The sequence below is a fragment of the Hymenobacter sp. R533113 genome (assembly GCF_056835965.1).
This window is the reverse complement of the sequence record NZ_JAKWBD010000013.1, coordinates 2,097,457-2,121,384: the sequence shown is the minus strand read 5'-3', so window position 1 is coordinate 2,121,384 and position 23,928 is coordinate 2,097,457. Positions and strand designations below refer to the sequence as shown.

General features: G+C 52.4%; 26 protein-coding genes. 11 read left to right on the top strand and 15 right to left on the bottom strand.

Going from position 1 to position 23,928, the window contains the following annotated elements; translation table 11 throughout:
* Positions 1-13 precede the first annotated feature (13 nt).
* The 5 genes from MKZ35_RS18730 (at position 14) to MKZ35_RS18710 (ending at position 3,910) form a co-directional block, all read left to right on the top strand.
* Positions 14-289, top strand: coding sequence for a hypothetical protein (locus MKZ35_RS18730; protein ID WP_482514698.1), 276 nt, complete (start codon positions 14-16; stop codon positions 287-289).
* Between the two features lie 107 nt (positions 290-396).
* Positions 397-852 carry an energy transducer TonB gene (locus MKZ35_RS18725; protein WP_482514697.1) on the top strand — a complete coding sequence of 152 codons (456 nt, stop codon included), beginning with the start codon at positions 397-399 and terminating at the stop codon, positions 850-852.
* A gap of 217 nt (positions 853-1,069) precedes the next feature.
* Complete coding sequence (locus MKZ35_RS18720) at positions 1,070-1,327, top strand: hypothetical protein (RefSeq protein WP_482514696.1); 258 nt, start codon at positions 1,070-1,072, stop codon at positions 1,325-1,327.
* Positions 1,308-2,267: a PstS family phosphate ABC transporter substrate-binding protein gene (locus tag MKZ35_RS18715; RefSeq protein ID WP_482514695.1), complete on the top strand. Its 960-nt coding sequence runs from the start codon at positions 1,308-1,310 to the stop codon at positions 2,265-2,267. Before MKZ35_RS18720 ends, MKZ35_RS18715 begins: the two co-directional genes overlap by 20 nt.
* Positions 2,268-2,311: 44 nt before the next feature.
* Positions 2,312-3,910, top strand: a complete 1,599-nt coding sequence (locus tag MKZ35_RS18710) for a tetratricopeptide repeat protein (protein WP_482514694.1) — start codon at positions 2,312-2,314, stop codon at positions 3,908-3,910.
* 76 nt (positions 3,911-3,986) lie between these two features.
* Here the strand turns inward: MKZ35_RS18710 and MKZ35_RS18705 are convergent, their stop codons facing one another.
* From MKZ35_RS18705 to MKZ35_RS18635, 15 genes are all read right to left on the bottom strand, one after another.
* Positions 3,987-5,048, bottom strand: a complete 1,062-nt coding sequence (locus MKZ35_RS18705) for an RluA family pseudouridine synthase (RefSeq protein WP_482514693.1) — start codon at positions 5,046-5,048, stop codon at positions 3,987-3,989.
* 93 nt (positions 5,049-5,141) lie between these two features.
* Positions 5,142-5,768: an OmpH/Skp family outer membrane protein gene (locus MKZ35_RS18700; protein ID WP_482514692.1), complete on the bottom strand. Its 627-nt coding sequence runs from the start codon at positions 5,766-5,768 to the stop codon at positions 5,142-5,144.
* A gap of 41 nt (positions 5,769-5,809) precedes the next feature.
* Positions 5,810-6,493 carry an OmpH/Skp family outer membrane protein gene (locus tag MKZ35_RS18695; protein ID WP_482514691.1) on the bottom strand — a complete coding sequence of 228 codons (684 nt, stop codon included), beginning with the start codon at positions 6,491-6,493 and terminating at the stop codon, positions 5,810-5,812.
* Positions 6,494-6,529: 36 nt separating this feature from the next.
* Positions 6,530-9,040, bottom strand: coding sequence for an outer membrane protein assembly factor BamA (gene bamA / locus MKZ35_RS18690; protein ID WP_482514690.1), 2,511 nt, complete (start codon positions 9,038-9,040; stop codon positions 6,530-6,532).
* Between the two features lie 9 nt (positions 9,041-9,049).
* Positions 9,050-9,796 carry an isoprenyl transferase gene (locus MKZ35_RS18685; protein WP_482514689.1) on the bottom strand — a complete coding sequence of 249 codons (747 nt, stop codon included), beginning with the start codon at positions 9,794-9,796 and terminating at the stop codon, positions 9,050-9,052.
* Between the two features lie 84 nt (positions 9,797-9,880).
* Positions 9,881-10,603: a type IX secretion system protein PorG gene (gene porG, locus MKZ35_RS18680; RefSeq protein ID WP_482514688.1), complete on the bottom strand. Its 723-nt coding sequence runs from the start codon at positions 10,601-10,603 to the stop codon at positions 9,881-9,883.
* A 42-nt stretch (positions 10,604-10,645) separates the two neighbouring features.
* The gene (locus tag MKZ35_RS18675; RefSeq protein ID WP_482514687.1) at positions 10,646-11,551 is read right to left on the bottom strand and encodes a DUF6089 family protein; all 906 of its coding nucleotides are present in this window, start codon (positions 11,549-11,551) and stop codon (positions 10,646-10,648) included.
* 127 nt (positions 11,552-11,678) lie between these two features.
* Entirely contained in the window at positions 11,679-12,572 is an 894-nt protein-coding gene (locus MKZ35_RS18670; protein WP_482514686.1) for an NAD kinase, read from the bottom strand.
* A 39-nt stretch (positions 12,573-12,611) separates the two neighbouring features.
* Entirely contained in the window at positions 12,612-14,051 is a 1,440-nt protein-coding gene (locus MKZ35_RS18665) for a BamA/TamA family outer membrane protein (RefSeq protein ID WP_482514685.1), read from the bottom strand.
* A 163-nt stretch (positions 14,052-14,214) separates the two neighbouring features.
* Entirely contained in the window at positions 14,215-14,883 is a 669-nt protein-coding gene (locus MKZ35_RS18660) for a CBS domain-containing protein (RefSeq protein WP_482514684.1), read from the bottom strand.
* A gap of 133 nt (positions 14,884-15,016) precedes the next feature.
* The gene (locus MKZ35_RS18655; protein WP_482514683.1) at positions 15,017-15,805 is read right to left on the bottom strand and encodes an alpha/beta fold hydrolase; all 789 of its coding nucleotides are present in this window, start codon (positions 15,803-15,805) and stop codon (positions 15,017-15,019) included.
* A gap of 12 nt (positions 15,806-15,817) precedes the next feature.
* Entirely contained in the window at positions 15,818-16,438 is a 621-nt protein-coding gene (locus MKZ35_RS18650) for an anthranilate synthase component II (RefSeq protein ID WP_482514682.1), read from the bottom strand.
* A gap of 70 nt (positions 16,439-16,508) precedes the next feature.
* Positions 16,509-17,030, bottom strand: coding sequence for a CvpA family protein (locus tag MKZ35_RS18645; protein WP_482514681.1), 522 nt, complete (start codon positions 17,028-17,030; stop codon positions 16,509-16,511).
* Positions 17,031-17,109: 79 nt separating this feature from the next.
* Positions 17,110-17,574, bottom strand: coding sequence for a GatB/YqeY domain-containing protein (locus tag MKZ35_RS18640; protein WP_482514680.1), 465 nt, complete (start codon positions 17,572-17,574; stop codon positions 17,110-17,112).
* 61 nt (positions 17,575-17,635) lie between these two features.
* Positions 17,636-18,661, bottom strand: coding sequence for a hypothetical protein (locus MKZ35_RS18635; protein ID WP_482514679.1), 1,026 nt, complete (start codon positions 18,659-18,661; stop codon positions 17,636-17,638).
* An 85-nt stretch (positions 18,662-18,746) separates the two neighbouring features.
* On the opposite strand from MKZ35_RS18635, the gene MKZ35_RS18630 reads away from it, so the two are divergent.
* The 6 genes from MKZ35_RS18630 to MKZ35_RS18605 all read left to right on the top strand — a co-directional run bounded on the left by MKZ35_RS18630 (position 18,747) and on the right by MKZ35_RS18605 (position 23,907).
* The gene (locus MKZ35_RS18630) at positions 18,747-19,460 is read left to right on the top strand and encodes a pyridoxine 5'-phosphate synthase (RefSeq protein ID WP_482514678.1); all 714 of its coding nucleotides are present in this window, start codon (positions 18,747-18,749) and stop codon (positions 19,458-19,460) included.
* 101 nt (positions 19,461-19,561) lie between these two features.
* A complete protein-coding gene (gene mnmH / locus MKZ35_RS18625) occupies positions 19,562-20,620 on the top strand; it encodes a tRNA 2-selenouridine(34) synthase MnmH (RefSeq protein WP_482514677.1) in 1,059 nt (352 codons plus the stop codon).
* Between the two features lie 53 nt (positions 20,621-20,673).
* Positions 20,674-21,726: a selenide, water dikinase SelD gene (gene selD / locus MKZ35_RS18620; RefSeq protein WP_482514676.1), complete on the top strand. Its 1,053-nt coding sequence runs from the start codon at positions 20,674-20,676 to the stop codon at positions 21,724-21,726.
* Positions 21,727-21,729: 3 nt separating this feature from the next.
* Positions 21,730-22,323: a PH domain-containing protein gene (locus MKZ35_RS18615; protein ID WP_482514675.1), complete on the top strand. Its 594-nt coding sequence runs from the start codon at positions 21,730-21,732 to the stop codon at positions 22,321-22,323.
* A 68-nt stretch (positions 22,324-22,391) separates the two neighbouring features.
* Positions 22,392-23,162, top strand: coding sequence for an alpha/beta fold hydrolase (locus MKZ35_RS18610; RefSeq protein ID WP_482514674.1), 771 nt, complete (start codon positions 22,392-22,394; stop codon positions 23,160-23,162).
* A 40-nt stretch (positions 23,163-23,202) separates the two neighbouring features.
* Positions 23,203-23,907, top strand: coding sequence for an SAM-dependent methyltransferase (locus MKZ35_RS18605; protein WP_482514673.1), 705 nt, complete (start codon positions 23,203-23,205; stop codon positions 23,905-23,907).
* The last annotated feature ends 21 nt before the right edge of the window (positions 23,908-23,928 follow it).

The window sequence follows — 23,928 nt, the reverse complement described above, 5'->3', positions numbered from 1 at the left end:
GCCCATACAACCCATGAAAACCCTCAATCTGCTCACCGCCACCCTCGACGACATCGTCTTCGATGGCCGCAACCAAGCGTATGGCGCCTATCTGCTGCGTCGGCTTTACAATCGGCACTTGGCTACGGCTCTGGCCGTTGCGCTGGCGCTATGCTTGGTGCTGTTTAGCATTCCCATGTTGGTGCAACGCCTCTCCCCAACTGTCGCCGATGCTGTTCTACCCACAGATCGAGGCATTATTGATCTTGAGCTTATTACGATTTTGCCCCCACACCCCCGGCAGTTATAGCGCCTCCGGTTGCACCACCCCCAACACGAGCGGTAGTGACAAAGGCAAATCCAGCTGATGTGATTTCGCGAGTGGTACCAGATGAGCTGGTCACAAAGCCCATCTCAATGCAAAAGGTTATCGGTGAGACAACCACGCCTGGGGCGGTTGTTGGTCCAGTCGCCATTCCAGGGAATAATACAGGCGTCATCACCGACATTTCAAGCGCAGGTACTGATTCGGGCAAGACGGGCGCGGGCGCAATTACGAAGCCCTTCCTAACGGCAGAAGTAATGCCTGACTTTGTGGGTGGCCCGGAGGCACTGCGCCGCTATATGCAGCGCAACCTGCGCTTCCCGAGCCAAGCGGCAAGCGCCGCAGTTTCTGGTCGGGTCTATATTTCCTTCACGGTAAATGCCGATGGCTCTATCTCTGATGTAGCCGTCATTAAAGGGCTAGGTTATGGTACGGACGAAGAGGCAATACGCGTGATAAGCAAAATGCCCCCCTGGTCGCCTGGCCGCCAAAACGACCATGCAGTTCCGGTGCGCTACACAATGCCTATTACCTTCCAGTACCAGTAAACCATTGCAGCAACAAACAGGCTGAAATCAGCAAGAAATGCAGCTTTCTTACCAGACAGAAAATCCAGGGGGCAAAATTGCGCCTCCTGGATTTTCTGTACTTGTCCGGCCTCAAAATATCCGGGATGATATATATTTTGGGCCGTGAGGCGAACAATCTACATACATTTATACGTTAAGGCACTAACTGACTACTTTTCCCCGTTGGATCACGCTTATGTTGAACCGCCAAACTACGGATGAACGCTTAGGAAAGCGTGGCGCTACTAATGTGATGCGCTACTTTTCGCTGTTTATGGCCTTAGCTTATATCAGCTTGGGCATCTTTCTTTGGTTTGCCTCACCAGAGGCTTTTTCGCTGTTGCCGACTGTACAACGCACGTTGGGGGGCGTTTTTGTCCTCTACGGAATTATTAGATTTATCCGCACCTATCAGCAACATTTCAAGAAATCCAATGACACTTCTGCGCGCTAATTGGCGAGCGGCCGGCGCTTTGCTTCTGCTCACCGGCTTACTCACCACAGGTTGCAACCAAGGAAATCCGGCTGACAGAGACACGCCTACGAGCGGCCGCCTCAATATCAGCGTGGATGAAACGTTTGAGCCTATCGTGCGGTCGCAGGTTGATACCTTTCAGAAACTCTACCAGTCGGCTACTGTCACGGCAGTTTATAAGCCAGAAGAAGCCGTCATGCAGGATTTGATGGCGGATAAGGTACGTGCCGTAGTTGTATCGCGGCAGCTGACCGATGCTGAAAAAGCAACCTTTAGGCAGCAAACCATCACTCCCCGCGTAACCAAGATTGCTACTGACGGCTTGGCTATCATTGTGCATCCTAGTAACCCTGACTCGCTGCTGACAATGACCCAGCTTCGGGCAATTTTCACTGGCCAAACCCAGAAATGGGCGCAAGTAAGCGGCAAAAAAGGATTGGGAGATATTAATGTAGTGTTCGATGCGAACCGCTCCAGCACTACCCGCTATGTTCAGGATTCGATAACGCAAGGAACGCCTTTAACGAAGCGCGTGTTCGCGGCAAAATCGAACCCGGAACTCCTTGATTACGTTGCTACGCATCCCGACGCAATCGGCGTAGTGGGAGCCAACTGGATAAGTGACCGTGACGATTCGTCGGTGCAGAGCTTTCTGCGTAAGGTGCGGGTAGTAGGCATTAGTGCCCTCGACAACCCAAAATCACCCGACGACTACGTGCAGCCGTATCAGGCATATCTGGCTCTCAAGACGTATCCTTTGCGCCGCGAGCTGTTTGTTATCAACCGCGAGGCGCGCACGGGATTAGGCAGCGGATTTGCCTCTTTTGTGGCTGGCACCAAAGGCCAGCTGATTATTCTGAAGTCGGGCCTGATGCCGGCCACCGGCCAAACCCGCATCGTAACGACTTCGACCAAGTAGATTTTAATTCTTTTACTCACCCTTCTCCACTAACCCTTTTGCTCATGAACTTCAAGCCCTGGAAGATTTCGTTCCTCGTTGCCTTGTCGGTTTCCGGCTCTGCCGCTTTCGCTCAGAGTGCGCAGACCGCCCAAAAGTCACTCGAACTGGAGCGCTATAATGAAGCCCGCGCAGCACTGCTCCGTCAAGGCCAATCGCCCGAGGCGATGTACGAGTTGGGCCGCCTGTATCAGATGCGGGAAATGCCTGATTCAGCTGCTTTTTACTTCAGCAAAATCACGCCTAATGCGGATTCCCCGATGTCATTGGTAGCCGCTGGTCGTGCTGCGCTGGCAAAGGGCAATGAAGCAGAGGCGGCAAATCAGTTTGACAAAGCCGTTAAAGCCACCAAGAAAAAGGAAGCTTTTGGCACTTTAAAAATGATTGCCCAAGCCTACGCTGAGTCCGACGTTAAAGACACCGGCAAGGCTATAGCCTATGTAAACGCTGCGCAAACGGCTAACAAAGGCAAAGATGATCTGGGGCTGATGATAGCCCGTGGCGACATTTATCAGAAGTCTGAGAATGGTGGTGGCGAAGCAATGGGCAGCTACGACCGGGCGTTGATAGTGGACCCGAATTCGGTAATAGCTAATTACCGTAAAGGCCAGTTGTATGTACGTTCGCGCAATTTCAACGAAGCTCGTACTTCTTTCGAGAAGGCAATCAGCCTTGACGCGAACTTCGCTCCTGCCTATCGTGACCTGGCTGAAATGTATTACTTCGCTAAGCAGTATGACTTAGCGCTTTCTACTTTTCAGAAGTACATGTCGATGGCGGAGAAGACGCCCAGCACGAACGCTAAATACGCCTCCTTCCTATACCTGACAGGTAAATATCCAGAGGCTCTGACTGAGATACAAAATGTATTGAAGAATGATCCGAATAACCTGACAATGAACCGTCTGCTGGCTTACTCTCTCTACGAGAACAAGCAGAACGACTTGGCATTGCCAGCGATGGATAAATACATGAAGATGGTTCCTGCCAACAAGATTATCCCCGAGGATAATGTGTACTACGGCAAAATGCTGATGGGTGCCGGCCGCACGGACGAAGGCGTTGCCATTATCGAGAAGGCTATTCAGTCTAACCCAGATAAGGCTGGTGATCTGCAGAATGACTTGGCGCAGGCTTACTTAGCTAAGAAAGATTATGCAAAGGCTATTGCCACCTATCAGGCTAAAATTGCCGCTCAAGGCGCTACCCCTGAACTAGCTGACCAAATCTATCTAGCCCGTGCTTATGAGCAGAACAAGCAGTTCGCAGAGGCTGATAAACTGTATAGCGCAGTAGCAACGGCGCGCCCTACGTACGTGCCGGTATACTTGATGCGTGCTCGCGCTAACTTCGGCTTGGACCCTGAATCCAAGCAAGGTACCGCTAAGCCTCACTATGAGAAGTTCATTGAGGTAGCTAAAGCGAACGATCCTACTAAATACAAAGATGGATTAGTCGAGGCTAATAAGTATCTAGGTTACTACTACTATCAGAAAGGCGAAAAGTCTACTTCGCTCCCTTACTGGCAGGCAGTAATTGTCCTTGATCCAGCTGATGCGCAGGCTAAAACTGCCATTGACGAGATTACGAAGCGTAAGAAGTAGTTCGCTGTAATAGCTTAACGAAAAAGCCCCCCAGCGTATGCTGGGGGCTTTTTTATGTTTGCTAGTACTGCTTAGTTCATGCTAATTCATCAGAAGCATACTTTTCCCATTTCTCCAAGACAGCCGTAAAGTCTGGGGGCAAATCTGACTCGAAGTGTAAATGCTGACCTGTGTCGGGGTGCTCAAAGCCCAAAGATTTGGCGTGCAGCGCTTGCCGAGGCATTAGTGCGAAGGCTTTCTCAACGAAGGCCTTGTAGGCGCCCGTACGCTGCCCATATAGTATTTTATCACCGCCATAAGTAGCATCTGAGAACAGCGGGTGGCCAATGTGCTTCATATGTACCCGAATCTGGTGTGTTCGGCCCGTTTCGAGGTTGCACTGCAAAAGCGCAACGTGCCGGAACGTTTTGAGCACCTTGTAATGCGTGACCGCCGGCTTTCCCTGCTCGCCGTTGGGGAATACGGCTTGTACCTTCCGGTCTTTGACGCTACGGCCTACGTGGCCCCGTATCGTACCTTCCATCTCCTTCGGGACCCCCCAGACCAGCGCCAGGTACGAGCGCTCGATAGTATGGTGAAAGAACTGTTGCGAGAGGTGCGTCATCGCCCACTCCGACTTTCCTATCACCAGCAAGCCCGACGTGTCCTTATCAATGCGATGCACCAGACCCGGCCGTATTTCGCCGTTGCGGCCAGTAGGCAAGTTCTGCAGATGGTGCGCCAGTCCATTTACCAGCGTGCCCTGCCAATTACCAAAAGCCGGATGCACAACCAGCCCAGCGGGCTTATTCACGAGTAACAGAGCCGAATCCTCGTAAGGAATATCCAGCTCCATGGGCTCGGGCATAACCTTAAACTCGCGGGGCGGCTCCGGCAGCGTAATAGTGATAATATCGTGCGGCTTGATCCGGTAGCTGGCCTTCACCACTTTTTCATTCACCTGCACCGCTTCGGCCAGAATGGCATTCTGAATCTTGGTGCGGGAAGTATGCGAAAGCCGATGCAGCAGAAACTTGTCTAAGCGCAGCATCTCCTGCCCCCGATCTACCTGAATACGGTGGTGTTCATACATCTCATCCCCACCTTCGCTGATATCCTCGTCAGGCAGATCATCGGGGGGCAAATTTTCAGTAAGCATAAGCGAATAGAATGCTGATGATAACAAGTTCTCGAAAACAAGAAAGCCGGAACATCATGTTCCGGCTTTCTTGATAGGTAGCATAAGAAAGGCTTACTTCTTCTTGCCTTTTTTGGCTGTATTGTTAGCTGGCGTAGCGGCTGGCGCAGCTGGCGTAGTCTTAGCCGGAGCAGCAGCAGCGGCCTGAGCAGCACCTGGCGTTACGCCCATTTTCTTAAGGATCATATCGGAGATGTCGCCTTCTTTAGGGCCGTGCAACAGTACTGGGCTGGCACCATCCGAATTCAACACGTACGTGTAGCCGTTTTCGGTGGCTACGGCATCAATCGTCTTTTGCAGTTTATCCAAAGCTGGCTTCAGCAGCGTCTGTTGCTTCTGCTGGAGTGAGTTGTCGGCGCTACGCTGAAACTCCTGAATAGAGCCCTGCAGACCCGTTAATTCTTTCTCCTTATCGGCGCGCACAACTTCAGTCATAGCACTAGCTCCTTTCTGATATGCCTCAGCCTTCGTCTGATAATCGGCAATCTTGCTCTTTAGCTGAGCTTCCAACTGAGAGCTGTATGCTTTCAGATCTGACTCAATCTGCTTGCTTTCGGGCATCTGGCTAAGCACATAGTCCACGCTAGTGTATCCGATCTTTAGCGGAGCCTGAGCTAGGGCAGTCGTAGCGGTTGTGAAAGTAAGGGCGGCCGCGGCCAAAGCAAAGCGGATTTTGTTCATCGTGGTCATTAAAAGGAAAGTTGCAAGTTAAAAAGTCAAAGTTAGTTTTTTCGTTTTACCGGCTGAGCTGGCTGCCGAGTGCGCGGTGCCGGACGAGTTGTTGTTGGTGCATCAGTAGCCTCAGCGTCTGCCCCATCGGTGGGCGTAGCAGGCGTTTCTACCGTTTGTACTGAGCCCTTTGTACCAGGCTGGTTTTTCTCCTCAGAAGCCAAACCCATTTCCTCCAGTACAAATTCAGTATAGTCATGGACCGGATTGGTGTAAAGCATAGTCAGATCACCAGCCTTATCAAACACAATCGCCAGCTGCTTCTTTTTAGCTACCCGTTCGATAGCTTCAAACACTTGATCCTGAACAGGTTTAGTTAATTCCTGGCGCTTTTTGAATAGCTGCCCTTCGAAGCCAAAAATCTTATTCTGATACGCTTTAATCTCCTGTTCCTTTTTCAGAATCTCATCCTGCCGCTTCTTCTTGGCAGCTTCTGTTAGCAACACCTCTTCCGCCTGATAAGTGCGATATAGCTTATCAAGATCCTTCTTTTGGTTCTCGATATCTTTTTGCCAGTTGCCAGACAGCGTATTTAACTCCTGCTGAGCAGCCGCATAAGCCGGCAATTTGCCCATCACAAATTCGGAATCTACATACCCGAATTTTTGCGCTTGAGAAGCAGGAGCCGTTAGCAATCCTGCTAGTACAATGACAAGAGAAGAAAGTAGCTTTTTCATGGCAACGACTTTAAGAACCTAGCTAACTATGATGAATTAGCGAATCTGCTGGCCGATAATAAAATGGAAAATACCTTCCTTTTTAGTCTGGCCAGGTACCGTATCCAGCGGCAGACCGTAGTCGAAACCGAGCAAGCCAAATGCCGACATAAATATGCGGGCACCTACTCCTACCGAGCGATAAAGCTTATAAGGATTGTAGTCGGTATACTGATCGAAAGCATTACCGGCTTCCGCAAAACTCAAGACATAAACAGTAGCTGCGGGGTTGAGCGATACTGGATAACGCAGCTCCATTACGTATTTATTGTAAGCCACGCCCCCGCTGGATGACTGCCGGGCTGTCGGAATGGCAGTCGCGTCGCCGGGGTCACCATAGCCTCGCAAACCAATAAACTCGGTACCAATCAAGAAGTTGGATGCTCCGCCAAATCCCAATCCAGCGCCACCCATCTTGAATCGCTCGAAAGGTCCTATCTGCCGGTCGGAGTAAGAGCCAATATAGCCGAAGTGTGCTCGTGAGTTTAATACTAGCTTGCCCACAATAGGTGTGAACCATGAAGCATCAAACATCCACTTATGAAACTCAACCCATTCATTCACAGAAGGATGTGCACCCTTAAACACCGAATAAGGAGGAGTCAAGTTCAAGCTAAGCGATAGTGACGAACCACGGCGAGTGTAGGTCGGATTGTCGATGCTATTACGTGACAGGGTTGTATTAAGCGTGATATTATTTGCGATACCGGTGCCATTAGGGAAAAAATCTGTTCCAAAAGCCTGATATTGGTTTAGATCATATCGGCTAACTGATAGCGAGTTAGTCAGCGTGAAGTAGTCATCAGGGAACCGCAGCTGGCGGCCTAAGCCAAGAGAAGCACTATTAACTTTAATATATCGGTCAGTGCTAGCGTCCAGGGCCTGCCCTGCACGCTGAATGCTTTTGTTCAAACTAAAAGTCAGCGAGTTACGCTTGCGTCCTCCCAACCAAGGCTCCGTGAAGGAAAAAGAATAAGCTTGATACTGTAATCCATTGGCCTGAATATTCAAAGCCAATCGCTGGCCATCACCGGCTGGTACTGGCTTCCAGTTACTAAAATCCCCTGCTTTACGCAGCGAAAAGTTATTGAAAACCAATCCTACCGTACCAATGAAGCCAGCAAAGCCACCCCAGCCGCCCGAAAGCGTAATCTGGTCAGAAGGCTTTTCCACTACCGTGTAGTTAATATCTACCGTGCCTTCAGCGGGATTAGGCACCGGGTTAATGCCTACTTTTTCCGGGTCAAAATAGCCTAGCGTAGATATCTCCCGCTGCGAGCGAATCAACAGCTCCCGATTGAATTTGTCGCCCGGTAGCGTACGCAGTTCGCGGCGCAGTACATGGTCGCTGGTTTTGGTGTTGCCGGCAATGTTCACCTCTTTGATACGAGCCTGAACACCTTCGCTTATTCGCATCTCTAAGTCAATAGAGTCGCCCTCAATTTTGGTTTCTACCGCATCAATATTGAAAAACAGGTAGCCGTCATTCATGTAGAGCGACTGCACATCTTGGCCCGTAGGGTTGTAGCTGATGCGCTTTTCGAGCTCCTCCTTATTGTAAACGCTGCCCTTCTTAATACCTAGCACGGAAGCCAGTGTCTTATCATCATACAGATAATTGCCGTTCCAGGTGATATTACGGAAGTAATACTTTGGTCCTTCGTCTACTGTAATTCGCAAAGCTAGGCCGTCTTCCTGACGGATGAGAGTATCCGAAACGATAACCGCGTCCCGGTAGCCTTCCGCATTATAGAATTCCAACAGCTTCAGCTTATCTTCTTCGTATTCAGCGCGCTGGAATTTTCCTGCAGTAAGCAGCTTATACGACTTTTTAGCTTTTGTTTTCTTCAGCTTCTTTTGGAGCTTTCCATCAGAAAAGGCCTCATTGCCTTCAAATGCGATATCGCGAATACGAATTTTATCGCCTTTATCTACTTTAATTCTTAGTACCACACTATTCGACAAGCTCGAATCAGGCACTTGAGTAATATTTACTTTGGCGTCCAAGAAACCCTTGTTTGTATAGAATTTACGCACTTGGGTGCGGGTATTATTCAACAAGGCATCCGTAACCACCTTACCCCGAATAAGCTTAATTTTATCGCGTAGCTCATCGCCTTGGCCCTTACTGATACCCACAAAATCAAACTTGGATAGGCGAGGACGCTCACTCAGGAAGAAATCGAGGAAAACGCGCTGCCCGTCTATGCGGGTAATAGACACGCTCACATCACCGAGGATGCCCTGCTCCCATAAGCGGCGAATCGCTTTCCCAATATCCTCTCCTGGAATTGTTACAGGGTCGCCGACCCTCAAGCCTGTTATTCCAATCAGCGTGTTTGCATCCAGATAGCGTGCCCCACTGATAGTAATGCCCCCCAGCTCATAGCGCTGAGGCTCGGCAGGTGCTGATGCAGGCGTTTGGGCCCGCAACTGTTCAACACCAACTATTCCAAGCGCCAAGACGAGGGCTAACAGCCTGATAAATTTATTAAGAGAAGCAATCATTCTAAATACTTACGAAACGGTTAGTTGCTCACTGGTTTTGCCAAAACGGCGCTCGCGGCGCTGATAGGACTGAATGGCATCGTAGAAGTGTTCGCGCCGAAAGTCAGGCCACAACAAATCGGTGATATAAAGTTCAGTATAAGCCAGTTGCCAAAGCAAAAAGTTACTGATACGCTGCTCTCCGCTCGTCCGAATAAGCAGCTCGGGGTCAGGAATGCCCCCCGTAGCAAGGTATTGGGCTATCGTGGCCTCGTTTACAGCGGCGGGCTCCAGTCGGCCCGCGGCCACCTCTTCGCTAATGCGGCGCATGGCCTGAGTCAGGTCCCAGCGCCCGCTGTAGCTTAAAGCCAGTACCAACGTCATACGGGTGCCAGCGCGGGTCAATTCCTTCGCTTCAGCTAGTTCCCGCTGGCAGGATGCTGGCAGACTATCAATCTGCCCAATAGATTCCAGTCGAATACCATTTTTGAGTAGAGTTGGTGTTTCTTGGCGAATAGTATGTACTAGTAGCTGCATCAAGGCTGTCACCTCATAAGCTGGCCGAGCCCAGTTTTCAGTCGAAAACGCATAGAGCGTCAGGTATGCGATACCTAGCTCGGCGGCCGCTTCTACAGTATCCCGCACAGCCGTAATGGCACTTTGGTGACCAAAAATGCGTAGGCCGCCCTTTTGCTTAGCCCAGCGGCCATTACCATCCATGATGACGGCTACGTGGGCAGGTAAATTCTGAGAGTCAACTTCGGACCGAGAGGCCATTGCTATTTTTTGCGTAAAGAGGCTGCAAGTTACGCAAATGGTTGCATTTGCCTTCCGTCTGAATGAGCACTACGCCTCTGCGCTTTAGTCGGGGCAATAAATTTTATAAAACGTATAGGATACGCTTACGCCATTATAGAAGTACCAGTCATTGGTATGACGATTCGCAATAAACGCGTTCTCGTCGCTTAAATGATCTAATTCGTCCGTAAACGTTTTGCGTGCTCCAGCTTCCAGCCCCAGGTTCCAACGAGGAGATAATGCATACTTTACTCCTGCCCCCACCGGAATGGCAACACCCAGCATAGCTCCGCTGGTGTTTGGAATATTAAATCCTTGGCCCTCAAAAGTTGTTTTCGTGTTGGCGTAAAATCCAGCAATCCCAATGAACACATAAGGCGTGAAGTGGATCTTATCCTTGCGATTATGGTAATTAAAAAAGTTGTATTCCACTATGCCCGACACCTCAGCCAACCCACCCTTCATGGTAGCTTGGCGATAACTATTCAACGGCGCAGTCGCATCGTTTACGCCCTGTACATTCTCGTCGTTGGCCTGGAGCATACCACCTGTAAATGCCCCCCGCAGCGTAATAGGCACGGAAATATCTTTTCGATAAAAAATAGTCAGAGCTGGCCTATTGTTTTCAAATTGATAGTTAGTCGAGAGTTCGCCTTTATAATTCAATCCCCCAATACCAACACCTAACTCGCTGGTGTTTTGAGCCTTGACAGAATAGGCAAAAAAAACACTCCCTACTTGCACAAAGCAAGTAAGGAGTGTTACGCGGAGAATCGAATGCAACATCAGACTGACTCTTAAGTGGAATAGACAGCCAGATATTATTAGCTATCGGAATTTAGGGCTCTTCACGCGTGGCTGAAGAACATAGTTGAGCGTGATACCAGTAACGATGTACCAGTCGTCTTCATTGCGCTTGCCACGCATTTCACCAGGATTATTGAATTGAGCAAACTCACCATCGGTGCGGAGGGTAATATTACGACCGAAATACCGGGCAGCCTCGCTATTTAGGTCAGTGGCAGCAGCAAAGTTACCGCTTACATCGTCTATGTAGTCAGTAAATGTTTTGCGCCAGCCTATTTCCAAGCCAATATCAAAGTCCTTATTGATTTTGTAGCGAATACCACCACCAAATGGAATGGAGATCTGGGTTTTGCTATAGCCCTTCGCTTGGCCTTCTGTCTTCAGCGATTGAAGCTCTACATAGTCACCAGGAGTTAAACCCGATGTTGCGCCGTTGTCTTTTACCAAACCTTTAGGATTATGATAGAAGGCAGCAACACCAGCAAACACATACGGCACAAAATCAGGACGCTTCACGTAGGTGTTGCGGTTTTCAATCAGATCGAAAACACCGATGGCCGACAATTCAACTATATCATTGCGGAAAGCGAAGTTACGGTTGTAACGATACTTAGCATCCGAATCATTCTGATCAGCAGCTTTCGTGTCGTCGCCGGTAATACGGCCGTACGACAGACCGGCCCGACCAGATATCCGGGGGGCAAAACGGCGCGTAAAAGTTAAACCGATGTTAGGCCGCGTAGCTGCGAAACGGAAGCTAGGAACACTAGCCTTCGGCACGATATCACCGAAATAGTTCATAGCGTTCAGGCTTACCCCTACGGAATTGTACTGTTTCCGTTTGTTAAACTGCTGAGCGCTTGCCTCATTGGCTACCAGTGCAAGCACGAGCAACACAGCTAAGGTGTGGGTAAAGAAATGCTTCATAATCAAGCCGGGGTTAGAAATATCGGATTTTGAGAAAGCGGATTAGCCAATAGGCACAATAGCAGTCAGCGACAAAAGTAGGGGTTGTAATGAACTTTAAAAACAAATATTATAAATAGCTTTTCACTTATACGGGCGTACCGGTAGGGTTACGCCGATCCAGACCCCAGTTTAACTTACTGCGCAAGGTGGTCAGAAAATTAACGTGATTCAATTTTACCAGCCGCGCCCCGAAAGCTTCACGCCGCACGGCAATCTGTACATTGGCCTCCACCGGCACCGAGCGAGAATCGAGCGAAAGCAGGAAATTATTGCTCCTACCTTCTATTTCGAAGGAAATCACGCTACGATCTGACACTATAAGGGGGCGCACATTTAAGTTGTGCGGGCATACGGGCGCAATAATGAAATTGTTGGTTTGCGGCAACATTACGGGCCCCCCGCAGCTCAAAGAATAGCCGGTAGAGCCTGTTGGGGTAGCCACAATCAGACCGTCTGCCCAATAAGAATTTAAATATTCGCCGTCAATATAGGTATGCACCACAATCATGGACGAAGTGTCACGCTTGAGAATAGAGAATTCGTTGAGGCCAAAATTGACTTTCCCGAAAACATCGGGATCTGTTTCTACGCGAATCAAACTTCGTTCCTCGATTACGAAATGACCTTTATATAAGGCATCCATAGCTTGCGCTATCCGCTCAGGGGTAATAGTAGCCAGGAATCCAAGCCGACCAGTATTGATACCTAGGATTGGGATTTGCAGGCTTCCTACATAGGTAACTGTGTCTAACAGAGTGCCATCGCCACCGATACTAAGGATAAATTGTACGCCTCGCAAAGAGTCATCACGCTGAAAAACCGTGATGTCGTCGGGCAAGCGAATTTTAGAAGAGAGTGAGGTGTGAAACGACCCAGCAATAAGAATTTCAGTCTGACGAGCTACCAGATCATCCAGCAACGCCTGAACGAAAGGCAAGGTAGAATCGTCGAGAGGCTTACCAATTATGGCGATTTTCATAACAGAAGAGTAACCTGCGGCAAACCGTCGGGATAGAGTTTAGATAGGAAAATCGGTGCGAAAGAAAAACCCGCTTTCCCCTCGGCCATTGCGGGTGTACTCCACCGTTAGTACCCGGTCGTAGTAGGTGACGAAGTGCAAACCTACTCCCGCTGCCCCTAATAATTGATTCGGCAATCTGTTATCGGGAATAGTTGTACGGGCCAGCACATACCCAGCATCGGTAAAGGTATTCAAATAAATAACCAAGGGTAAGCTGTTTATCTTAGAGTTAGTGATACCCTGCAGCTTGATTTTGCCGGCATCGAAAAGGCGATAAGACACACTTTGCCGCGCTAATCCATAATGCCGACCGTCCACGACATAGGCATCGTAGCCCCGCACATGGGCATCGTAGCCAAGGGCTCGATTATCGGCGTAGCCGACACGCTGAGCAAGCCGTAGCTGGCCCTGCAAATTGAAGTTGTAGTAAAAATTGCCCCCCAGCGCGAAATATTGCGCATAGCGACCTAAAAGCGTGGTAAAATCAGCGTTACCGGACGTCAGGAAAATGCGATGTGATAATGCCACCTGGGCAAACCGGCCAGTAAGGGGGTAAGCAAATGTATTGCGCTGATTCAAGGTACTGGTGAGTCTAAGCTCCAAATATTCACGCTGCGAACCGCTGAGAAAATACACAGGGTTGAGCTCAACAACAGAATCAGAGACCTGCTCTTTGTAATAAGCCACATCCAAGGCAGAGAAACGCTGCACGGATTGGCGCCAGCGTAGACCCAATGAGCCATACTGGCGCATAAGCGGAAACCCATCTTCGGGACGAAACGTGACGAGCCGGTCGCGAAGGGTAGCATAGTCGAGGGCGCGGGTGCGGGCATACGAGACGCCCGCGCCGAAGCCGATGCGGCGGCGCGGACCATAACCAGGCGCTTCGTAGAACAACTCGTAGCGGCGGTTGAAGCCTAGTTGCACATTGGCGCGCACTTCCTCATTGCGGCCCCGGAAGTTTTTGCGCACCATGTACAGCCCGTAGTTGACCCGGCGCCAGCGGTCGGGGCGGTCAAGCCAGGCGTTAAAATTGCGCTCGGCGAACGAAAGCGTCGGAATAGGAAAGGTGTACCACCGTTCCTGCACCGCAAACAGCACCGTTATTTCGCCATCGCGACAAACCGTTTGCTGAATGACGCTGTGGAACAGCCGCAGGTTGAATAGCCGTAGGCGGTTACTTTCCAGTCGAGTGGCCAACGTAGCAGCGTTTAGCGTATCACCTTCGTGAAAGTCCAACTCAGCGCGCAACACCACTTCCTTAGTAACCTCGTTGCCCGCAAATAAGATAGTGCCCACGCGCACTACAGCGTACTGCGGACATTGTGCTTGCAGCAAACTATCAATGGGGGCGCGTACTACGGAATTAGGGACCGGTCTGGGGGGCAAAATGCTGCTGCCCAGCAGTAAGGAAAGTAAACAGGCGAGCAGACTCAAGCAGGTAACAGTAAAAATGGAGAATCGGGCGGAGCGCAATTCTCGTTCCGCAACGCTAAGAATAGCTTTGAGCTTGCGGCAGCCGGCTGTTGAGCTATCATTCTCTGCTAATACAACTCTCTTTTCTTCAAAGAGTTATCGCTGCCAAATAAGTAGTCAGCGCTTAAAGGCTTAAGTACTTCAGGAGAGCATCGAAGCGGTCCTGCTCGCCCTCGCTTACATCGGTAGCGCCACTAAACTGAGCGGTGATAACGTATCCAAACCGTTCTAGTGTAGCCACAATACGGGTAAGTGAGGGCGTATTGAGCTTCAGCGTCAGCCGGATTTTATACGGGTCGCTTTCATCCTGTGCAACGTGGGCGCTTAGAATTTTAGCGTTATTTTCCTCTACGTACCGGCTGATTTGGGTGAGGGAATAATCGCGCTCCTCCATCGAAAGCACTAAAATACCTCCCTGCCCCACGGCGATGGGCATTTGGCCAAGCGCGGCCAGCGTATCACCTACCGTCACTACACCCATGTATTCGCGCTGCTCGTCGAGGACGGGCACAAGCTGAATTTTATTCTGGATAGCTATTTCCATGATATTATAGAAATGTTGATCGTGCTGCACATGCACGTCGGCGTAGCCCAGCGTTAGTTGGCTGAGCAACTCCTCCGTCTGGTCGTAGTCCAGCAGATCAGATTCGGTAATAAGACCACGGTACTGGCGGTTATCAACGACGGGTAGCTGCCCTACGTGAAACTCTTCCAGCCATTTGGTAGCCTTCCCAGTCGAGTCCGTCACCTGTAGCGCCGGAATCATATGGTTGAGCAATTCTTCGGCAAGCATAAAATGCATGTGTAGGCTGAGAAACGGAAGTAAACGTGGATAAGCTACGAACCAAACGGCAAACAAGCGCCGAGGAGCAAACTTTGTTTAGTTGAGCTGGCTCCGGGTTGCAAACAGAAAAGCGGTTTGCCTTCTATGATACGGAGCTAACGACCGACTGGCGCTTGGTACTATGCAGAAACTGACGGAGCCGGGCATTGAAGGCCACGGGGCGCTCCATCATGGGCGCGTGACAACAGTGGTCCAGAAAATGCAGCTCGGAGCCAGCAATGAGGCGGTGAAACTCGTGGGCTACTATCGGGGGAGTAATGGTGTCGTTCAGGCCCCAGACCAAAAGGGTTGGCACCTGAACACGGCCCAGGTCTTTGGCTAAATTATGGCGCTGAGCTGAGCGCGCTATATTAATGATACGCAGCACCTTGATGTTCGAGTTTGTGACATCGAACACCTCATCTACCAAGTCTTTGGTCGCTAACGAAGGGTCGTAGAAGGTATAGGCCACGCGCTGCTGCACGAAGCCATAGTTGCCCCGCTTCGGAAAGGAGCTGCCCATCGAGTCTTCAAACAGACCACTACTACCCGTGAGCACCAGGCGCTGCACCTGCTGTGGATTGTGCAGGGTATACACCAGCGCTACGTGCCCGCCCAATGAGTTGCCAAGCAAGGTAAAGGGCTGGTCTAAAGCCATTTCGGATACAAATTCCTCTACATATCCTACTAAGCCAGGAACGCCGGCTTTGGTCAGAGGCATTTCATAAATCGGTAGCATCGGAATGATGACGCGGTAGTCGCGCGCGAAATCACTTATGACGTCCTGCCAGTTGCTCAGGGCGCCAAACAAGCCGTGCAGGAGCAGGAGCACCTCGCCGGTGCCTTCCTCCACGTACTGAAATCCGTTCTTTTCCTTAATCTGCAATTCCATCGTCTCAGCTTCTCAGCGGGCCGACGCCGGCGCGGCGGGTGCCGACCGAGCGTCCTTTGCAATGATACAACACTTGACCCAATTGCCGAGCAACGCCAGACCATGACTCGTCAGTAGCGCTTCGGGGTGAAACTGTACGCCGTAGAGCGGCAAAGAGTGGTGACGCAAAGCCATTATCTCCTGATATTCATCCGTAGTTCGGGCCAACGGCACCAGCGTTTCGGGTAAATCATTGATTACTAAGGAGTGGTAACGGGTGACAATCAGCCTGGGGGGCAAATTTTCAAATAAGGGCTCTTGGGGGGCAATTTCGATTTCTGAAACCTTACCGTGCATGGGCCGCACGGCGCGCTGGAGCTTAGCCCCAAAAAATTCACCCAGCGCCTGATGTCCCAGGCATACGCCCAGCATCGGTACCCGCTGATGATACGCTTGCAGTACTTCGGGCATCACGCCTGCTCTGGCCGGTGTGCCGGGCCCCGGCGACAACACGATTCCATCGAAGTCAAGCGCCTCGATGGCCACCAAGGGCACATCGTTGCGCACAACCTGCACCTGCACCTGCAACTGCTGAAAGTAGTCCAGCAGGTTATAGGTAAAGGAATCGAAGTTATCGAGCAGAAGAAGCCGCACCGGGTAAGTGAGTGAATGAGTGAATGGGCGAATGAGTGAATGATCAGCCACTCACCCATTCACTCATTAATTAAAATACCGCCCGCAAACGGGTCAACAGAGTACTGGCAAATGGTAGTACAAGACCCACCATCTCCAAGGCTACTGGAGTGGCCTGACGTACAACGGGCAACACCTGCGAGTCGCCGGTCAGGGCGGGCGAGAGCAGATGTACGCCAGCTAAGCCTAAGCCGTGCAGGAGCAGACTTAAGCCCAGTATCCACTTTAAGGCTCCGGCCGCGCCGCCCAGCAAGTTGTCGAGCAGGCCGAGCGGAGTGAGATGCACGGCACTTTTCACGAAGCTGCCCAATAGATGAACTCCCCACCCAATCAAAGCAAACACCAGCAGGAATGACACGATGGGGAGCAGGCCGAAAGCCTCGCCCGCATAATGCCGCACCAGCGGAATCGCATCATTGAGCAGGCTCAGTCCGCCTACTACGCCCAGAACGAAGGCTAGTAGCGACGCGACTTCCAGCACCAAGCCCCGCCGAAACCCCTTCACTGCACCCACGCCCACCACCAAAAGCAGAAAGAGGTCGAAACCAGACATCTGTGGAACAGCTAAAAAGCAGGAAGTAAGCAACTGGAAACGGGTCTTAACAACTTTTAAGCTGCTCCCTACCTAAAAACTACGCGTTTGTGTTATTCAATAGATGATTTACAACCTGCGAAATCATACGGCCATCAGCTTGGCCACCCAGCTCGCGAGCTGCAACACCCATTACCTTGCCCAGATCGGAGGGGCCGGTAGCACCTACTCGCTGGATAATATCGACGAGGCGCTCCACCACATCAGCTTCGGAGAGTTGCTGCGGCAGGTATTCTTCGATGATAGTCAGCTCGGCCAGCTCAATTTCTTCGAGGTCGGAGCGGAACTGCTTCTGGTAGGTTTCGGCGGCTTCGCGGCGCTGCTTGGCCTGCTTGGTGAGCAGCTTGATTTCGGCATCGGGCGTGAGGGCCGCGCCGTGGGCACCTTCAGCCGTTTCGGCCAGCAGGATCTGCGATTTGATGCTGCGCAAAGCCGTAAGGCGTACTTTATCTTTGGCAAGCATTGCCTGCTTAATAGCGGCGTCGATGGTTTCTTTCAGGGCCATAGTAAGAGGATTTTAGGGTGCAAGATTACGGCTTTCCACGGTAAGGAAAGCGTCATTGTATCTAGCTGATGTCGTCTTCAGGGAGCAAGTTTTGGATAAGCTCGGCGGGTGCATCTACGTACAACGCCACGCTATGCACGGTACGCCGGATGCCGTAGAGCCCGGCTACCGTTACGGGCTCCCTGAAAGTGATTAACAAATTGGGAACAGTAATAAGCTGTTTGGCGGCGTTCAACACTTCTGAGCTGGCAGCTGGAACATCAGAAATGCGTTGGACTGAAGCCACGTTTTGGCGCGACGCACGCACTCGCCATATAAACCCAACCCGAATCAGTAAATCGTCGGGAGTGAGCAGAGTTGGACGTAGCCGCACGGCATTCAGGTGAGCCAACAGAAATAGCAGCGTATACATATCGAGCACTAATAAGAACCCGGCTATGCTTGGGTTCCAGGGCTGCACAAGCAAATGCACAGCTGCGGTTTCTATTGCCGACAATAAGCAAGCAGTTGCTATAAGGGCGCCAAAGCCGGAGTCACGATGGCTGCTGAAAGCGCTTTGCCCAACCTGGTATTCCACTTTTGCCCCCCAGCCCAGCACTGCATAGCGGAATAAGGCCACTTCAGATACCAGCGGACTAAATGACTTGCCCAGCGTAGCAGTGATGGCCGTCGTAAGGTTTTCCAGGAAGTCGGCACTTTTCTCGGTCGCCACTTGGTACACTCGCGCGATGCGGCGCAGCTTGGTAAAAGCTAGTACGACAAGTAGGGCTTCGGCCAGCACGATGCCGTGGCTAGCCCAGTTCAGGTACTGCTGGTGCGCTTTTGGGATCAATACGTAGCTCAGGGCCAGCGCGCCGCCAAAAGCCGCGACCAGCGTAATAACAGGTAAGCGGTAGCGTCGTATTACCTGCCAATAGAACAGGGCTGGAATACCTACCACCAAATCGAGGGTAACGGCGGCGGGCAGCGCGGCCTGGGTTTCAAAGGCAGGCAAAAGCACCACTAGCCGCTCGATCAGCAGCAGCGTCGCTGCCAAGCTGAGAAACAATAGGGCCGGGCGATAATTAAAGGAAGAGGCTAGCGTCACGGAAGTCGAAGTTGGTAAGCATGCGGTGCGGCGTTCTTATCTTTGATAGCTTGCTAAAAATAGCCTCAGCAATAGTCTAAATAGTATGACCAAGCTTAGTGTAAACATAAACAAAATCGCTACTCTGCGGAATGCCCGCGGCCACAACCGCCCCGATCTGCTGCAAGTGGCCCGCGATTGTGAGCGGTTCGGGGCACAGGGCATCACGGTGCACCCGCGGCCCGATGAGCGCCACATTCGCTACCAGGACGTGCGCGACCTGAAACGGATTGTGACCACTGAGCTGAACGTGGAAGGCAACCCAACCCCTGATTTCATCAATCTGGTGCGGGAAGTGCGTCCCGAACAGGTGACGCTCGTGCCCGACGCGCCCGATGCTGTTACCTCCAATGCAGGCTGGGATACCATTGAGCATCAGATTTATCTGCTGGGCGTTGTGACGGAGCTAAAGGCGCTGGGGTGCCGGGTGTCTATTTTTCTCGACCCTAATCCAGCGATGGTGAAGGCTGCCGTAGGCACCGGCACCGACCGTATTGAACTGTATACAGAGGCTTACGCGCAGCAGTATCGCACCAACCCGGCCGCTGCTATTGCGCCTTACCGCACGACGGCTATTCTGGCCCAGGAGCTTGGAATCGGCTTGAATGCTGGCCACGATTTAGACCTGGACAACTTGGCTTACTTAAAGCAGAACCTACCCGGCCTGGAAGAAGTAAGCATTGGACACGCGCTGATATGTGATGCGCTCTATTTCGGGTTGGAAAACACAATTCAGCTGTACCGGCGGCAGTTGCAGTAACACCAAGTTTCAGCTTGGCTGCCCAGTCGTGCCATAAGCCGACTTTATGCTATCCGTCATTCAACGATTTACCAAGCTGGAGCTTGGTGTTACATTCATCTATGCCCCGTCTCTCTCTCTCCGATTTTCTGCAAGGTCCGCCTGACGCGCCCATTCTGGATGTGCGGGCGCCGGTAGAATATGCCCACGGCCACATTCCGGGGGCCGTGAGCTTGCCGCTGTTTACGGATGAGGAGCGGGCACGCATTGGTACCGCCTACAAGCAGATCAGTCAGGAGAAAGCCATTCACATCGGGCTGGATTTCTTTGGGCCGAAGATGAGCCAGATGGTGAAGCTGGCCCAGAAAATTGCCCCCCAGAAGGAGGTACGTCTGCATTGCTGGCGGGGCGGCATGCGCAGCGGCGCCGTGCTGTGGCTGCTGGAGCTGGCTGGCTTTAAAGTGCATTTGCTGGATAAAGGCTACAAAGACTACCGCCGCTGGGCGCTGGCTCAATTTACCCAGCCGCGCCCCTTACTCGTGCTTGGCGGCCTGACGGGCAGCGGCAAAACCGATGTCCTGCACGAGTTAGCCCGTCAGGGTGAGCCCACTATTGACCTGGAAGGCCTAGCCAGTCACAAAGGCTCATCGTTTGGCAGCATAGGGTTGCCCGCCCAGCCTACAGCCGAGCAATTCGAGAATGAGCTAGCCTTTGCGCTGGCAGATTTGCCCCCCAGCGCCGTACCGTGGTTCGAAGACGAGAGCCTGGCCATCGGCCGCGTGACGATTCCGAAGCCGCTTTTCGAGCAGATGCGCGTCGCGCCGCTCATCGTCCTCGACATTCCGCGGGCGGTGCGCACCAGCAAGCTAGCTGCTGAGTATGGCCGCGAAGACCCCGCCGAGCTGGCCGGGGCCATTCAGCGCATCAGCAAGCGCCTGGGCGGTCTGGCGACGAAGGAAGCGTTGGCGGCCATCGAAGTGGGCGACATGGAGAAAATGGTGGACCTCGCCCTCGATTACTATGACAAAACCTACGGCCACGGGTTAAACACCAAAATCAACAGCACTATCGTGCGCGTTCCGTCTGACACCTGCGACCCGGTAGTAAATGCGGAGTTGGTGCGGGCCGCGGCCAAAACGGTCGTGGCGCAGTCGCTATTTGCTTCCAAGGGCATGGCGTAATTCAAAGGCCTGAGTAAACTGTGAAGCCCTACAGCAACATCCTTATTGAACCTATGATCTTCGAAGAAACTGACCAAATTCGCCTCACTCAGTACAGTCATGGGGCGGGCTGCGGCTGCAAAATTGCTCCAAAAGTGCTCGACCAGATTCTGCACACCAGCATTCCACAGCCCCAAAACGATAAGCTGCTGGTCGGCAACAGCTCCCGCGACGATGCCGCCGTGTTTGATATTGGCGGCGGTCAGGCCATTATCAGTACCACTGACTTTTTCATGCCCATTGTAGATGATGCCTACGACTTTGGGCGCATTGCCTCGGCCAACGCCATCAGCGACGTGTATGCGATGGGCGGACGGCCGGTTATGGCCATTGCCGTGCTAGGTTGGCCCATTGATAAATTGCCCCCCGAAGTGGCGCGCCGCGTGATTGAGGGCAGCCGCAGCATCTGCGCCGAAGCGGGCATTCCGCTGGCCGGCGGCCACAGCATCGACTCGCCGGAGCCCATTTTCGGCCTGGCCGTGACGGGCATGCTTGATATTGCCAACCTCAAGCGCAATGACACGGCCACGGCGGGCTGTGAGCTGTACCTCACCAAACCGTTGGGCGTGGGCATGATGACCACGGCGCAAAAGCGCGCTATTCTGCGGCCCGAGCACGAGCAAATTGCCCCCCAACAGATGATGCAGCTCAACAAAATCGGCTACGAGTTGGGGCAGCTGGCCGCCGTGCACGCCATGACCGACGTAACTGGTTTCGGCCTGCTTGGGCACTTAGCAGAAGTATGCGAGGGCAGCAACCTGACGGCCGAAATAGAATTCGATAAAGTGCCTTTGCTGAAGGAAGCGGAAGAGTATCGGCAGCAAAAAGCAGTACCCGGCGGCACCTTCCGCAACTGGGACAGCTACGGCCATAAGATCGGGCCGGCAACGGACGAGCAGCGCCAGTGGCTTTGCGACCCGCAAACGTCGGGCGGCTTGCTGGTGTGCGTGGCACCCGAAGGCCGCGAGGCTGTGGGGGGCATTTTTGCGCAGTACGGGCTTGACTTGCAATCCTTTGGCACGCTGCGGCCACATACGCCGGGCGAGGCCTGGATTCAGGTTCAGTAGGCGGTGAAGGTATTTCAGATACTGCGGCCCTTACTGGAAATCGGGGTGGTCGTGTTTGCCATTGTCTTTGGACTGCGCTTTATCACCAGCTTTTTCTCCCAGAAAAGTAAAGTATATCGGCCCACGTTCTTGCGGCAATTCTACCTGCTGTTCTGGCCATTGCTGTGCCTAGGTGTCGGCTTGCCCAATCTGGGCTTTTACTTCTACTCCAGCCAGCTAGCCAGCCACGAAGCGGTTTTGCTGCTGGCTTTGGCGGCCGTCCTGCTGGGCTTTTCAATGCCGGCACTGCTGCTGCACGCGCAGTATTACGCCCGCAACCTGCACACCACGCTGGTTTTTGATCCGAAGGAAAATCGGCTGGAAGTATATGAGGGCCGCGTGCGCATTCCGTTCCGGCAAAGCGAGCTGGTGCGCGTGGAGCGCGTAACCTGCAAGTCGAAACGGCTGTTTTGGAGCAACTACGACTTCCTGCGTCTGCACCTGCAAACCGGCGAAGTACTCACGCTTACATCTTTGCTGCTCAACCTTGCCCCACTGACGGAATTTCTGCGCAACACGCCTATAGAGCACCGACAGCGCTGGTTTTGCTGGACCTGAGTTACCGCCTTCGCAACGCATCAGCCCCGAACGCGTTTGCTTACCAAAAGATTTGAACCTCGCTACCTATGCAATTACACTACCGCGAACAGGGCCAGGGCGCACCGCTGGTTATCCTGCACGGCCTCTTTGGCACCCTTGATAACTGGCAAACCCTGGCGAAGCGCTGGGCAGATCACCACCGGGTTATTGCCGTTGATCTGCGCAATCATGGTCGTTCGCCCCACACCGAAGAGCACACCTATGAGTTGATGAGTGAGGACGTGCGGGAGCTTTTCGTCCAGCTTCAGTTGGATTCCCCTACCCTGCTCGGTCACAGCATGGGGGGCAAAGTAGCCATGCGCTTCGCCCTCGATTACCCCGATTTTCTGGCGCGACTGGTGGTAGTGGACATTGCGCCCAGCTTCTCAGATATGCTCCACCAGGACAGCATTTTGGCGGGCCTACACGCCGTGAAACTAGAAAATCTGGAGAGTCGCCAGCAGGCAGATGAGCAGATGTCAGAGCACATCCGGCAGGATTCGGTGCGGCAGTTTTTGCTAAAAAATCTTTACCGTCGCGAGGATCATTCTTTTGCCTGGCGCCTCAATCTTGATGCTCTAACCTCTCAAATGGTGCATGTTGGCGCCGAGATAAAAGCCCCCCAGCCTTTCCTGAAGCCCGCTTTATTCGTTCGGGGAGGCAAATCGGACTATATCACGACGGAGGATAAGCTCAACGTTATTCCGGCGCTTTTCCCCAATTCTCAGGTCGAAACCATTCCCGATGTCGGCCACTGGCTCCACGCCGAAGCCCCGGATAAAGTGTTTGAATTGGTCAACGCCTTCATGCAAGGTTAAGTTGTTACCCGCTCGTACCTGACCTTTAATCTACCTTCTCTTGCCCGGCGTCCTCTTCCTTATTCCCACTATTTTGGCCGATGATACGGCCGCGCAGGTGCTGCCGGCGCAGGTAGCTACGCACGTGGCCGCGCTCTCGTATTTTCTGGTAGAGAATGCCCGCACTGCCCGGCGCTTCGTGAAAAGTGTTGCTCCAGCGCACGTAATCGAAGATCTGCGCTTCACGGTGATTGATAAAGACTCCTCGGAAGCGGAAATCCGAGCGGCGCTGCAGCCCGTAGCAGCAGGCCAGGATGCGGGCATACTATCGGAAGCAGGCTGTCCTGGGGTGGCCGATCCGGGCGCGGAATTGGTTCGTGTAGCGCACCAACTAGGTATTCGGGTGGTGCCGTTGGTAGGGCCGTCGTCGCTCTTGCTGGCTTTAATGGCCTCGGGCATGAACGGGCAGAGCTTTGCTTTTCACGGCTATTTGCCCATTGAAAAAGCAAAGCGAATCGCAGCGTTAAAACAGCTGGAGCGCGCGGCTACTATGCAGCATCAAACCCAGCTTTTTATTGAAACGCCTTACCGCAATATGCCGCTGCTGGATGATCTGTTGGCGCATTTGCAGCCTACAACCCGTCTGTGCATTGCCGCCAGCCTCACGGCGCCCAACGAGTTTGTGCAAACTCATACCGTAGCCGATTGGAAAGGCAAGCTACCCGAGATCCACAAGCAGCCAGCCGTATTTCTACTTGGGAAGTAGCGTGAAGCTTCCACTTCGCGC

Bases quoted from the DNA above. Each gene is read 5' to 3' on its own strand.
- selD (WP_482514676.1), top strand. From the start codon at position 20,674: ATGATCTTCGAAGAAACTGACCAAATTCGCCTCACTCAGTACAGTCAT.
- bamA (WP_482514690.1), bottom strand. From the start codon at position 9,040: ATGATTGCTTCTCTTAATAAATTTATCAGGCTGTTAGCCCTCGTCTTG.
- MKZ35_RS18710 (WP_482514694.1), top strand. From the start codon at position 2,312: ATGAACTTCAAGCCCTGGAAGATTTCGTTCCTCGTTGCCTTGTCGGTT.
- MKZ35_RS18715 (WP_482514695.1), top strand. From the start codon at position 1,308: ATGACACTTCTGCGCGCTAATTGGCGAGCGGCCGGCGCTTTGCTTCTG.
- MKZ35_RS18610 (WP_482514674.1), top strand. From the start codon at position 22,392: ATGCAATTACACTACCGCGAACAGGGCCAGGGCGCACCGCTGGTTATC.
- MKZ35_RS18660 (WP_482514684.1), bottom strand. From the start codon at position 14,883: ATGCTTGCCGAAGAATTGCTCAACCATATGATTCCGGCGCTACAGGTG.
- MKZ35_RS18675 (WP_482514687.1), bottom strand. From the start codon at position 11,551: ATGAAGCATTTCTTTACCCACACCTTAGCTGTGTTGCTCGTGCTTGCA.
- MKZ35_RS18640 (WP_482514680.1), bottom strand. From the start codon at position 17,574: ATGGCCCTGAAAGAAACCATCGACGCCGCTATTAAGCAGGCAATGCTT.
- MKZ35_RS18685 (WP_482514689.1), bottom strand. From the start codon at position 9,796: ATGGCCTCTCGGTCCGAAGTTGACTCTCAGAATTTACCTGCCCACGTA.
- MKZ35_RS18695 (WP_482514691.1), bottom strand. From the start codon at position 6,493: ATGAAAAAGCTACTTTCTTCTCTTGTCATTGTACTAGCAGGATTGCTA.
- MKZ35_RS18670 (WP_482514686.1), bottom strand. From the start codon at position 12,572: ATGAAAATCGCCATAATTGGTAAGCCTCTCGACGATTCTACCTTGCCT.
- mnmH (WP_482514677.1), top strand. From the start codon at position 19,562: ATGCCCCGTCTCTCTCTCTCCGATTTTCTGCAAGGTCCGCCTGACGCG.
- porG (WP_482514688.1), bottom strand. From the start codon at position 10,603: ATGTTGCATTCGATTCTCCGCGTAACACTCCTTACTTGCTTTGTGCAA.
- MKZ35_RS18655 (WP_482514683.1), bottom strand. From the start codon at position 15,805: ATGGAATTGCAGATTAAGGAAAAGAACGGATTTCAGTACGTGGAGGAA.
- MKZ35_RS18645 (WP_482514681.1), bottom strand. From the start codon at position 17,030: ATGTCTGGTTTCGACCTCTTTCTGCTTTTGGTGGTGGGCGTGGGTGCA.
- MKZ35_RS18720 (WP_482514696.1), top strand. From the start codon at position 1,070: ATGTTGAACCGCCAAACTACGGATGAACGCTTAGGAAAGCGTGGCGCT.
- MKZ35_RS18725 (WP_482514697.1), top strand. From the start codon at position 397: ATGCAAAAGGTTATCGGTGAGACAACCACGCCTGGGGCGGTTGTTGGT.
- MKZ35_RS18700 (WP_482514692.1), bottom strand. From the start codon at position 5,768: ATGAACAAAATCCGCTTTGCTTTGGCCGCGGCCGCCCTTACTTTCACA.
- MKZ35_RS18730 (WP_482514698.1), top strand. From the start codon at position 14: ATGAAAACCCTCAATCTGCTCACCGCCACCCTCGACGACATCGTCTTC.
- MKZ35_RS18630 (WP_482514678.1), top strand. From the start codon at position 18,747: ATGACCAAGCTTAGTGTAAACATAAACAAAATCGCTACTCTGCGGAAT.
- MKZ35_RS18705 (WP_482514693.1), bottom strand. From the start codon at position 5,048: ATGCTTACTGAAAATTTGCCCCCCGATGATCTGCCTGACGAGGATATC.